Here is a 12507-nt window from a genome sequence, read left to right on the forward strand (position 1 = left end):
TCCTGTTCATTTTTTCCCCTGAGTTGCTACGCTTCAGGGCAGGCTTAACACAAAAACGAACCAAAAAAGTCAAGGATGTATGTAAATCTTAACGCAAAATGAATACTCACTGGCTAAACAAAAAAAAACTCCGCCGAAAAGGCGTCAGACAGCTTTTTTGTTCCTAACGCCATTGAGAAATCATTTTACTAATTTCCATAAGGCCGGAATAAAAAAGAAATTAGTGTTGATTTTAATTAACTGCCAAATGTTACTTTTTGCAGAGGTCTTAGAATTCCATCTCTTTCTCCATTGGATTAAATTCCGTAAACGTCAATTTTTCAATTACCTAAAACTCCAGAGGAGTGATATTTTTGTAGCTAGGGGTGCAAACCCCTGGCAGAAATAACATATACAGCATGATTTTGGCGGTATTGTTGCTCTTTTTTCTGCATCAATGCTGACAAAATCTCGAGACAAGTAAGTTACCCTACCTTACTGTTGCCAAAATTTTAGACTTGTTTCTAACTCTTTATATACTTAACGTAATCAAAGTAAAATTGGACAGTTTATACTATTACAGGTATTAATTAACCCCTTGATATGATTTAAAGGCCTAAGCTTCTGGTTAACCTTATCTCTTCCTGTTCATTTTTTCCTTGATGAAAAAACGAACCAAAAAAATCAAGGCTCAATGTAAATCTTAACACAAAATGAATACTCACTGGCTAAACAAAAAAAAACTCCGCCGAAAAGGCGTCAGACAGCTTTTTTGTTCCTAACGCCATTGAGAAATCATTTTACTAATTTCCATAAGGCCGGAATAAAAAAGAAATTAGTGTTGATTTTAATTAACTGCCAAATGTTACTTTTTGCAGAGGTCTTAGAATTCCATCTAATTCTCCGTTGATTTAAATTCCATGCGAGTCAATTTTACCGTTACCTAAAACTCCAGAGGAGTGATATTTTTGTAACTAGGGGTGCCAACCCCTGGCACAAATAACCTATACAGCTCGATTTTGGCGGTATTGTTGCTCTTTTTTCTGCAACAATGCTGACAAAATCTCATACGTGATCAACTCCACGTTAGCTTTTCTATGTCTTCCAATCCCCGCTAAATAAAAACGGTTATCGATGTAAATCCAAGTTAGCTACCAAACCTTACTTTTAGCTAATGCCTTTGCCTTTAGGCGAAAAAATAACATTTCATACCCTGAATAAAAACATTTAGATCCACTATTCTATACCCCTATTTGATATATTTGAATAATATTAGGGCAGTGTCAAACAAACATTATTTACCTTATCAAAACCTATTTTCCCGAACTACCGGTTTCACATAGACCGGTAGTTTTATTTTTTTCTTAAAATGATTTACAGCAAAACCATTTTAACTAGTTAACCGCTAAATCCCTTTAAACCTAATCTGCCCCATGGTGCCGGCTTTAGGTTTTCACAAATTTCCATTTTCCTTTTCTAAAAAACCACAGCGCCACCAGCGCATGAAGAGAATGACAAAAAGCAATGGTAATGAAGATACCCGTAGTATTGAGACCATAAACGATCGCTAGATAATAGGCCAAAGGAATTTCCAATAACCAGAATACACTAATATTAATATAGGCAGGTGTGGTGGTATCGCCTGCACCGTTAAAGGCTTGAACCATCACCATGCCTACCGCATAAAACACATAGCCTAAAACAGTTACCTTTAACCCTGTTGCTGCTATGGCCCTTACTTCCTCTTCCTGGGTAAACGCCGCTACAAGCGCATCTGCAAAAAACAAATAGATTATTGTCACCCCTGCCAAAAACATAAAGTTATACCTGGCGGTAAGGTAAGTCGCTATTTCTGCACGGTATGCTTTCCCCGCTCCTAAATTTTGCCCAACAAGCGTTGCAGCAGCAGCCGATAAACCCCAGGCCGGCATAAGGCTAAAAAGCAATATTCTAAAAGCTATGGTATATCCTGCTACAGCAACACTTCCAAATTCAGAAGCGATTCGTGTAAGCACTATCCAAGCAGCGGAGTCCACTAAAAACTGCCCCATTCCTCCGATGGATATATTAATAATTTTCTTAAGCGTTTCCCAACGTATCAAAAGGTTGGAAGCTCTTATAACCAAGCGGTGTTTCCCATTAAAGAGGTGGTACAATTGGTACAGTACGCCTATGCTTCTACCAATAGTCGTGGCCCAAGCAGCTCCAACCAAACCAAGGCCGTCAATGGATCCAAGGCCAAAAATTAACAATGGATCTAAAAATATATTCAACCCATTGGAAATCCACAATGCCCGCATTGCCAAATGAGCAGATCCTGCCCCACGGAATATTCCATTGATCAAAAACAATAACATAACTGCCGTATTGCCTGCAAAAATGATCTTTGTATAGGAGGTTCCCCTTTTTAAAACTTCGGATTCCGCTCCCATTAATCGAAGGATATCTTCCGCAAAATGAAAACCAGCAATTCCCAAAGCCATGGATACCAAAACCCCTACCAACAATAATTGGAAGGCCAATGTACCTGCTTGTTTATAGTTTTTTTCACCAAACCTACGCGCTACCAAAGCGGTGCCTGCCATACTAATGCCTACCCCAAGTGAATAGATGATTGAAAGCACCGCTTCAGTAAGGCCTACGGTGGCCACGGCATGTTCTCCTAGCCTGCCAACAAAAAATATATCCACTACTGCAAAAAGTGATTCCATGATCATTTCCAAGATCATAGGAATCGCCAAAAGAAATATACCGGTCTTTATGGGAAGCTTGGTAAAGTCCTGCTCACTTCCACGGATGGCGAGTAAAAATAATTGATAAGTTGAAACAAGCTTTTTCATAAGGTTAATCAATGCCAAAGAACCGTAAATTAATCTGGTGTTGACCTACCATAGTCAATTTAAACATTCCATAATAAAACAGTTTTATTGAAGGATTTCTTCGAGCACCCCACTATTTTTTGAAATATGCTCCCATTCTTCTACATAAAAGTTAATTCTTACCATCATTCCAGGAGAAAAGAGTAAATGATCCTCACCAGTAAGGTAGGCAGCCAAATGGCTCACTCCTGGATTATGCCCTACCATCATGGCATGATTTGTTGTGCTTCCTAAGCTGTGAATGACCTGGAGTAATACCTTGTGATCAGCCTGATAAATTTTATTGACAAGGGAACATTCACCAATTTCTATTTGAGATGCCAAAATATCAGCTGTTTGCCTACAGCGGTTGGCTGGACTATAGACTTGATGATTACAAACCTGACCACTGACTTTCAACAGGTGGGACAGCCTTTTCAATTGGTCTATACCTGGTATTGTAAGGTTCCTTTTAAGATCAATTGTCTCAAAACTTGGTGCCTCTGTAAGGCCATGCCTAACCAATAATAATTCCTTAGCCATCTGCTCAATTTTAACTGCAAAAAGAATAATAAATATGTGGAATTTTTATCGGCAATAAAAATTGCTTTGAATGATTATTTGGAAGAGAATAATATGACATCTATTTTTAGGACTTGAATTGTGGAATTTTACCTGATCCCATTTACTTTTATCTATAAAGAAACCAACCATGCCAAAGAATTTAGTCATAGTCGAGTCACCTGCAAAGGCCAAGACAATAGAGGGATACCTGGGGAAAGACTTTAAAGTTGCTTCCAGCTACGGGCATGTTCGAGATCTCCCTAAGGGTGAAAATGCTATAGATGTAAAGAATAAGTTCAAACCTACTTATGAAGTCACCGCCGATAAAAAGGAAGTAATAAAAGAATTAAAAAAATTAGTTAAGGGTGCAGAGACAGTTTTCCTAGCGAGTGATGATGACCGTGAAGGAGAGGCAATTTCATGGCATTTAAAAGAGGTTCTTAATTTAAAAGATGAAAGCACCAAAAGGATCGTTTTTAGGGAAATTACTAAATCTGCAATTTCAAAAGCATTAGAATCCCCAAGGACTATCGATTATGATCTGGTAAATGCACAACAAGCCCGAAGAATTTTAGACCGCTTGGTAGGATTTGAACTCTCTCCGGTTTTATGGAAAAAAATTAAAGCAGGTCTTTCTGCTGGAAGGGTTCAGTCAGTAGCTGTTCGCTTTATTGTAGACAGGGAAAGGGAAATTGAAAAATTTAACCCTACCGTTTCTTTTAAAATAACCGCACTTTTCGATGTTGAAGGAAAGACACTTTCTGCTGAATTACCTAAAAAGTTTGAAACCAAGGAGGAAGCAGAGGCATTTTTAAAGAATTGTCTCCAAGCAGATTTTTCAATCAAATCTCTTGAAACCAAACCAGCAAAGAAAAGTCCGGCACCGCCATTTACTACTTCTACATTGCAACAGGAAGCAAGTAGAAAATTGTATTTCTCTGTAGCTCAAACAATGAACATTGCCCAAAAGCTATATGAATCAGGTAAGATTACTTACATGAGGACAGATAGTCTTAATTTGTCTGAGGATGCATTAAAGGATGCTGAAAAAGAAATAAAATCAGCTTATGGGAATGAATACCACAACAAAAGGAAATTCAAATCTAAATCCGAAGGTGCCCAGGAAGCCCACGAAGCCATCAGGCCCACCTCTTTTTCAGAATCAAACGCCGGAAAGGATAGGAATGAACAGCGCTTGTATGAATTGATTTGGAAAAGAGCAATTGCTTCTCAAATGGCAGATGCACAATTGGAAAAAACCAATGTATCGATAGCCATTTCAAATGCAGATCAGACATTAAGTGCCAATGGTGAAGTGATCAAATTTCAAGGATTCCTAAAAGTTTACCTTGAAAGTACAGATGAGGACGAAGAAGAAGAGACAACAGCAAAAGGGCTATTACCTCCATTGACTGTGGGACAGCTTTTACAGTTGACCGAGATGAAGGGACGCCAATCTTATACCCGACCATCTGCAAGGTACACAGAAGCGTCCTTGGTGAAGAAACTTGAGGAGATGGGTATCGGTAGGCCATCTACTTACGCTCCTACGATTTCTACCGTTCAAAAAAGAAATTATGTAATAAAGGAGTCTAGGGATGGAACCCAAAGGAAATTCATTGAAATGATCATCCAGAATGGGGCTTTTACTGAAACAGAAAAAACAGAAACGACAGGGACAGAAAAAAACAAACTCTTCCCTACCAATATTGCCATGGTGGTTAATGATTTTCTTGTTGAGCATTTCCCAAATGTGATTGACTTTTCCTTTACGGCTAAAGTGGAAAAGGAATTTGACCAAATCGCTCAAGGCCTACAACCTTGGGAAGAAATGATACAGAATTTTTACGGCAATTTCCATACTAAGGTTGAATTGACCGAAAACATTAAAAGAACAGATGTTAATTCAAGCAAGGAATTGGGCATAGATCCAAAAACTGGCAAGGTTATCATCGCCAGGCTGGGTAAATTTGGCCCTCTGGTGCAGATTGGAGATGCAGAAGATGAAGAAAAACAATTTGCCAGCTTACTTAAAGGGCAGTTCATTGAAAGCATTACGCTAGAGGACGCGCTGGAATTGTTCAAGCTTCCCAGAGATGTTGGAATGTTTGAGGACAAAAAAATAGTTGCCGCAATTGGCCGTTTTGGACCTTATATCAGGCACGACAGCAAATTTGTTTCTTTAGGGAAAGAATACGATCCATTGTCAGTCTCCGAAGAGGTAGCCATACAATTGATCAAAGACAAGCGTGAGGCTGATGCCAAAAAACACATCAAATCATTTGACGAAAACCCTGACATACAGGTGCTAAATGGAAGATGGGGTCCTTTCATAAAGATGGGAAAAAGCAATTTTAAGATTCCAAAAGACAAAGAAGCAGAATCATTGACTTACGAAGAAGTCATGAAGATCATTGAAGCGCAGGGAGACACTAAAAAAGCCAAACCCAAAAAGGCTCCGGCAAAGAAAGCTCCAGCAAAAAAGAAAAAGGAAACGAAAGCTAAGAAATAAAAGAGGGCAGGTTGATACCTGCCTTTTTTGTTTCATTAAACCCAGATTTTGTAAATCGGATTTCTAACATGTCTAGGGTAATGGTTAAATCAATAGAAAATTAGGCTATTTCAAGATTGCGTATTAGCATTACTATGGTGAAGTCAAAATAGCAACAAATTGACTGATTTTGGCCTCTGCGGCGGATCATCACCTAATAAATAATCTATTGCATAGTTCAGGTCAAACCTAAACTTCAAATCCCCCCCATTTTTTGTAGTAAATTGATTTTGCTAGCGTTAAAGTCATTTACTCACCCAGCTTTTGCGCCAACCAGCTTTTTCTTTAATGAATTAATTTTTTTCATGATTGTATTAATAAATATAAATACAACTTCAAGTTTTGGCATGATGTTTTCATAATATTTAAGGACAACTATTCATCTAAATAAATAGACAAATGGAAGATAAATCCTCAATATTAAAAAAACACAGTGATTCCAACATCAGGGTAAAACTTTCAATTTGGGTATCACTTTTAGTTACGACCATGATACCACAAGGGCTCATGGCGCAAATTCAAGAAGGTCTTCCTAAACCTACTGACCCAATAGATCCTTCAGACACCAGCGATTTGGTAATATTTATTATTTTACCCATTCTGGTTTTAATTTTATACCTTTTTTGGAGGAAGGCCATGAAGAAAAGAAAAGAAAGAAGGGACTAATTATTCTATAGTTCCCATTCTTTTTTAAGAAAGGTAAGTTTCAAAAATTATCTAGTCACAATACATCCTGTACTATTTTTAGCCCACAATCCGATTTGCCGTTAAATAAAAATATACTTTTGGATGTGTCTGAAAATGCTTTTTACTTGTTCTAGGTATTAGCTGTGACTTCCATATTTTCACTTAATGAAGTTTGCTGTTATTGAACTTGATTCATTACAGGTAATTCAAAAACCGTTCAAATTTGAATTGATAAACTTTCGTCTCAATTAATTGGATTGAGACGAAAGTATCCTATTTATTTCACACATTCTATACCATTAGAGTAAACCAATTATTTCTCAGCAGATTGGTTGGGGTTGGACTATCATTAGGCATGAAGATTCAATGATTTCTGAGCTTATCAATTAGCTCTTCTTTCTTTAGGTGGCTTACGTTTTCTATACCTATTTCTTTTGTTTTATTATAGAGTTCTTCTCTAGTCCACTCCTCATAATCAGGTGCTTTCCCTCCCTTTTGAGCTGTTGCAGCATCTGGGGAATTGGCAATCCTGGCTGATTTCTCTTTACTATACCCTTTATCCCGAAGGGCTTCATATTGAGCCTCGTTTTTAATTTTACTAAGTTTTCCTTTCGGCATGATAGTATCATTTAAGCGTTGTCCCTTCTATATCTTTCACTTTCGGTAGTCACTTCTTTATCGGCATTTTTTGCCCGTTCTAAATCATCTTTAGCTTTCGCTTTATCTTCTGACTTTTCTTCGCCCTTCTCGGAAGATTTTTTTCCAGCTTTTCCATCTTCAGCTTCTTTCTGGGCATCTATGAAACTATTATTCTGGAAATCGTCCTGTTTATTGTTTTGATTATTCTTTTCCATCTTTATTTATTTTGTTTTATTATATGTAAATTATAACCAAAACCATTCCAAATTGACTTTGATACCAATTTTCACAGTAAAATTTCACCCTAAGTCCTATTTTATTTGTTTATCCTTTCACAAGGAAATATATTCACGTATCAATAGTTAAGAAAAATTTTAATTAAATATGAGCAGTAACTTAAAAAATTCCAGAAGAACCTTCCTTAAAGGTAGTCTTTTGGCGCTGGGAGGTATAAGTATTGTACCCCGACACGTTTTGGGTAAAGGACATCTTGCACCCAGTGATCATTTAACAAAAGGTATAATAGGTGTTGGCGGCATGGGAAGAGGCCATTTCAATTATGCAGGAACCAAAACGGTAGCCATTTGTGATGTAGACACTCGTCACATTGGAATCGCTCAGGAAACTTTAGGTAAAAACGTTAAAACTTTTGCTGATTATAGAGACCTCATCCAACTTCCTGAAGTTGACATTGTACACATTGCTACTCCTCCCCATTGGCATGGTATTATGGCTGCAGATGCGGCGAGACAAGGCAAAGACATTTGGTGCGAAAAACCAATGACAAGGACCATAGGAGAAGGAAAAAAAGTCATGGAAGCTGTGAAGCAACATGGCAATGTTTTTAGATTGAACACTTGGTTTCGTTTTGATAGTAACTTTTATGGTATGAATACCGAAGTCAAAAACATCAAGAAGCTGGTAGATTCTGGAATGCTAGGTTGGCCTCTCAAAGTAACCGTAGGTAAATTAACTGGATTTGATTGGAAATTTTACTGGGTAGGGAAAACTGGCTTGAATGAAATGCCTATTCCCAAAGAACTTGATTATGATCGCTGGCTAGGCCCAGCTCCCTACAAGCCTTATAATGAACACCGCACACATGGGACTTTCAGAGGTTATTGGGATTATGACGGAGGTGGATTAGGAGATATGGGACAACACTACCTGGACCCAGTCCAATACTTCTTGGGAAAAGATGACACCAGCCCAGTTAAAGTAGAAGTGGATGGGCCACAACAGCATCCTGAGGCTGTAGGCACTTGGAGGAAAATCACTTACACCTATGAAGATGGCTGTCAAATCATTCTGGATGGAGAAGGAACTACTGAAGCACCTTATATAGAAGGCCCAAATGGCAAGCTTTACAGAGGCTTTAAATCGGACATTCCTAATATGGAAAGGAAATTGGCACAATTCCCTGAGCCTGCACCTCAAGTTACTGACTTTGTAGATGCGGTTAAAAACAGAAAGAAATTTGCCCTCAACGAGCAAAATGGTTTTCGATCATGCACCTTGGTAAACATGGGATTGGCAGCCTTGAGACTTAATAGGGATTTGAATTTTGACCCTGTCAAATTAGAATTCATAAATGATGAAGGGGCCAACAGGCTCGTGAATCAGCCAATGAGAGCACCTTATACCATTTGATCTAAAAAATAAAAGGAATACCAGTATTATGGAAAAATATTTTATAAAAAAAGTGGCTATCCTACTTTGCCTTTTTATGGGGCAGGTGTTTTTAAGCCAGGCACAAAATCAACTCGATGCGGGAAGAACTACGGCCACTAAAATTGCTGATTTGCTCAACCGCTTCCCGGCTGAAAATGCCAGCAACTTAGAAACTGCGATGAAGCAGATGGAAAACCTTGGAGCAAGTGGCATCACAGAAATGGCCCTTATGCTAAAACCAGGTGTTAACAATGAAAAAATAGAGTATGCATTGGCCGGTTTTGCATTTTACGCCAGTAAGGATGGCCGAGAAGAGCAAGCAAACATGGCGGTAGAAGCCTACAGCGATGCGCTTGAAAAACTGAATGACCCGGAATCACAAAACTTTGTATTGAAACAAATAAAGTGGATTGCCAAAGACACGAATGTAGAAAGCATCAAGCCGTATTTAACCGATGAAAGACTCTCTGGAACAGCTTCAAGGGTATTGGCAAATATTGGCTCTCCTACTGCACAAGCAGCATTAATGGCGGCTTTAGAAACAACTAGCAATGAGGACCAAAAAGCCAATTTTATTGAGGCTTTAGGAGATATTCGATCAACAGCAGCTACTGAAATGATCTCACCTTATGTTAATTCTACTAATGCGTCGCTAAAAAGAGTAGCCATTTATGCGCTTGCCAATATTGCTGAGCCCTCAAGTGCTGGGTCACTGTTTGCATCCGCTGAAAGTACAGGTTTTACTTTCGACCCTAGTAATGCTTCAGCACAATACCTAAGGTATATTGACAATTTAGGTGCTAAAGGTAACACTAAGTTAGCCTTAAAACTGGCAAAAAAACTAGATAAATCCACCGATATAGCGGAGCATTACCATACCAAGGCTGGTGCCTTAGAATTATTGGTGAAATATGCTCCCGAAAAAGCAAACAAACAAATTATAAAAGCTTCTCAAGCGGATGAATACAGGTATAGAGGTACTGCTTTAGGCTACCTTACCGATGATCAACTTATTCAAGGACTGGATGATTGGAAAAAAACATTGAGCAAAGGCTCTGATGAAGCTGTTGTAGCAATACTTCAACGAATGGGTAGTGTAAAAAACGATGCTATCGCCCAAACCATTTTACCTTATCTGGGAAGTACGAATGCCGATATTCGTCAAACAGCCATTTCTTCTATCGTAACATCAGGTGATAATCTCGCGTTGACAGAGATCTTAGATCTTTTTACTGTGGTTGACGATGAAGATAAAAAGCAATTGGTAGCTGCTTTGCAAAGCATGAATGGAGACAATGTTACAGCTGAAATAGCCAATAGAATTGCTGATGCATCCAATGAAAACAAAATAGCATTATTAGGTCTATTGGCTTCAAGAGCCGCTGAAGATCAAATTGATGTTGTATTTGCAGCTACTTCTAGCGATTCCCCAGAGGTCAAAACTGCTGCGCTAACGGCACTTTCTTCAATGGCCACTTCGGATGATTTGCCGAAATTGATAGCACTATTAAAAAGTGAAAGCAATACAGATGACCTGGGTAAAATCCAGGAAGCTATTATTGTTGCAAATGCCTTAAAAGGAGATGTAGCTTCAGAAACCAAATGGGCTATGGACCTATTGCCTCAATTGGCATTGGATAAACAAATGAACTTGTACAAAGTCATGGCCAAAACTGGTGGACAATCAGCTTTGAATAAGCTTCAGGACATTTATGAAACAGGAAATGTAAAACAAAGACAGGCTGTGGTAAGTGCCTTGAATCAGGCAGAAGATCCTGCAGCCACAGGGCCATTATTACATATCGCTAGAAATGCAAGTACCGATAATTTGATGGAAGAAGCATTGGCAGGTTACGTGAGGTTAGTGCCAGCAACTGATGGAGCAAATGTTCAGAAAGTTTTAATGCTAAGAGACGCTTTGGAATTGGCCAAAAGTCAGGAGAACATTCAAGCGATATTAAACAAGTTAGGCAACTACCCTACTTTTCAAGCATTACTTGTTGCTGGAAAATACCAAGAAATACCAACCTATCAGCAAGCTGCTGCTCGAGCAGTGATGAATATTGTTCAGAACAATGATGCCCTTTTCGGTAACAAAGTGAAGAGTATCGTAGAGCGCACCATTGAAGTGATCAGTGGGCAGGACAGTCAATATTATAAAACTTCTCTTAAGAAGTTCCTCGATGAGATGCCTACAACGGCTGGATTTTACAGCTTGTTCAATGAAGAAAACCTTGACGGTTGGAAAGGTGTTTTCAGCAATCCAATAAAAAGGGCAGAAATGACCGAAAGAACATTCAAACGCGAACAAGAAAAAGCCAATGAAACCATGAAAACTGGCTGGATAGCAGAGGACGGTTTACTTGTCTTTACAGGTAAAGGTCAGAACATTGCGGCAGAAAAAGACTTTGGTGATTTTGAAATGTTTGTGGATTGGAAGATCACTGCTGATGGAGATGCTGGTATCTATTTGAGAGGAACACCTCAAGTTCAAATTTGGGATATCGCAAGAACTAATGTGGGTGCTGAAGTAGGATCAGGAGGTCTGTACAACAACCAAAAACATCCTAGTAAGCCAATAAAAGTTGCCGATAACCCAGTTGGAGAATGGAATACTTTCCATATTCTTATGCAAGGCGAAAAAGTTACCGTTTATTTAAATGGTGAATTGGTAGTAGATGATGTAACCCTAGAGAATTTTTGGGACAGAGAATCTCCAATATTCCCAACAGGGCAGATCGAACTCCAAGCACATGGCACCTACGTAGCCTACAGGGATATATATATTCGTGAGCTAGTTGGAGCCCCAAAATTTGAGCTTAGCGAACAAGAGAAAAAAGATGGCTTTGAAGTATTGTTTGATGGAACCAACCTAGATAAATGGACTGGAAATAAAACAGACTATATTGTTGAAAATGGCGTATTGGCCATTTATCCTGATAAAGGTGGAAGTGGAAATTTGATGACTAGTGAAGAGTATAGTGATTTTGAATTCAGGTTTGAATTCAAACTAACTCCAGGAGCAAACAATGGTTTGGGTATTAGAGCACCTTTAAAAGGAGATGCAGCTTATGAAGGCATGGAACTTCAAATTCTGGATGATACAGCAGAGATATACAGCAAGCTCAAGCCTTATCAGTACCATGGCTCACTTTATGGTACTAGTGCTGCTAAAAAAGGACACTTAAAGCCTGTAGGTGAGTGGAACTATCAAGAAGTCATCGTGAAAGGTGATCGAATTCAGGTCATTTTAAACGGTAGTAAAATCCTTGATGTAAATATTGCCGATGCCCGTAAAAATGGAACTTTAGACAAAAGAGAGCATCCTGGACTTTCCAAGGAAAAAGGCCATATAGGATTTCTTGGTCATGGAGACAACTTGTTTTTCAAAAATATCAGGGTAAAAACGCTTTAAAAATAGCCAAGCAGTACAGGTATAGAAATCCAGAAAATTTCTTTCACCCTGCCAACTGTTGCCTAATTGAAAAACATTTAGAATCAATAAAATTAAAAAGGAGAGACAATTTGATTGTCTCTCCTTTTTTGTGCCTAATGTTT

General features: G+C 38.6%; 8 protein-coding genes. 4 read left to right on the top strand and 4 right to left on the bottom strand.

The window, feature by feature from the left end:
* Positions 1-1424 precede the first annotated feature (1424 nt).
* On the bottom strand, positions 1425-2819 hold the full coding sequence (locus AAC073_RS16780; RefSeq protein WP_339924954.1) for an MATE family efflux transporter: 1395 nt from the start codon (positions 2817-2819) through the stop codon (positions 1425-1427).
* 84 nt (positions 2820-2903) lie between these two features.
* A complete protein-coding gene (locus AAC073_RS16785; RefSeq protein ID WP_339924955.1) occupies positions 2904-3380 on the bottom strand; it encodes a histidine phosphatase family protein in 477 nt (158 codons plus the stop codon).
* Between the two features lie 169 nt (positions 3381-3549).
* Between AAC073_RS16785 and topA the strand changes: the two genes are divergently transcribed.
* Both topA and AAC073_RS16795 read left to right on the top strand, forming a co-directional pair.
* A complete protein-coding gene (gene topA, locus AAC073_RS16790) occupies positions 3550-5913 on the top strand; it encodes a type I DNA topoisomerase (RefSeq protein WP_339924956.1) in 2364 nt (787 codons plus the stop codon).
* 438 nt (positions 5914-6351) lie between these two features.
* Positions 6352-6618: a hypothetical protein gene (locus AAC073_RS16795; protein ID WP_339924957.1), complete on the top strand. Its 267-nt coding sequence runs from the start codon at positions 6352-6354 to the stop codon at positions 6616-6618.
* A gap of 384 nt (positions 6619-7002) precedes the next feature.
* Here the strand turns inward: AAC073_RS16795 and AAC073_RS16800 are convergent, their stop codons facing one another.
* Positions 7003-7257: a Rho termination factor N-terminal domain-containing protein gene (locus tag AAC073_RS16800; RefSeq protein WP_339924958.1), complete on the bottom strand. Its 255-nt coding sequence runs from the start codon at positions 7255-7257 to the stop codon at positions 7003-7005.
* An 11-nt stretch (positions 7258-7268) separates the two neighbouring features.
* On the bottom strand, positions 7269-7493 hold the full coding sequence (locus AAC073_RS16805) for a hypothetical protein (protein ID WP_339924959.1): 225 nt from the start codon (positions 7491-7493) through the stop codon (positions 7269-7271).
* A gap of 169 nt (positions 7494-7662) precedes the next feature.
* On the opposite strand from AAC073_RS16805, the gene AAC073_RS16810 reads away from it, so the two are divergent.
* The gene (locus AAC073_RS16810; protein ID WP_339924960.1) at positions 7663-8928 is read left to right on the top strand and encodes a Gfo/Idh/MocA family oxidoreductase; all 1266 of its coding nucleotides are present in this window, start codon (positions 7663-7665) and stop codon (positions 8926-8928) included.
* A 28-nt stretch (positions 8929-8956) separates the two neighbouring features.
* Positions 8957-12364, top strand: coding sequence for a DUF1080 domain-containing protein (locus AAC073_RS16815; RefSeq protein ID WP_339924961.1), 3408 nt, complete (start codon positions 8957-8959; stop codon positions 12362-12364).
* Positions 12365-12507 lie beyond the last annotated feature (143 nt).

It is taken from the genome of uncultured Cyclobacterium sp., from assembly GCF_963977555.1.
In the GTDB taxonomy this organism is placed as follows: domain Bacteria; phylum Bacteroidota; class Bacteroidia; order Cytophagales; family Cyclobacteriaceae; genus Cyclobacterium.